The organism is Geobacter sp. OR-1, assembly GCF_000813145.1.
Classification (GTDB): Bacteria; Desulfobacterota; Desulfuromonadia; order Geobacterales; family DSM-12255; genus Geoanaerobacter.
Genome location: NZ_BAZF01000062.1, coordinates 1 through 559 on the forward strand (window position 1 = coordinate 1; position 559 = coordinate 559).

The following is a 559-nucleotide window of genomic DNA, read 5'->3' on the forward strand; positions in this document are numbered from 1 at the left end:
ACGACCGGCAGGTTGCCGGAAGAGGCAACGGCGAATGCCAGAGCAACCAGGTGGGCAACGTTCTGCTTCTCGGCGGTGATACCGATAACGATACCGACGGCGCCTACGCAGAGGGAGGTGATACGTGCTGCCATGACCTGCTCGTGCTGGTCGGCATGGCCGTCCTTGATCACGTTTACGTAGATGTCATGGGCAATGGCTGCCGAAGCGGCCAGAACCAGACCGGAAACAACGGCGAGGATGGTGGCGAAGGCAACGGAGCAGAGGAAGGCGAGGAAGATATCGCCGACAACCGGGGCGATATCGGCGCCGAGCTGCTGGGCCAGCATCAGGGTAGCCATGTTGCCGCCCTTGTCAACCGCGGTGATCCCCTGCGGAGTAACGTGAATGGCAGCGCCGAAACCGAGCAGGGTGGTAAGGACGTAGAAACCGCCGATGATCCACATGGCGATGATAACGGACTTGCGGGCAGCCTGGGCTGTCGGAACGGTGAAGAAGCGCATCAGGATGTGCGGCATGCCGGCAGTACCGAGAACAAGGGCCATACCGAGGGAGATCT

Annotated in this window: 1 protein-coding gene; it reads right to left on the reverse strand. The window is 61.2% G+C overall.

Annotated elements, in window-relative coordinates; translation table 11 throughout:
• The coding region (locus OR1_RS20480) for a cation acetate symporter (RefSeq protein WP_370543387.1) at positions 1–559 on the reverse strand (559 nt) is incomplete at both ends.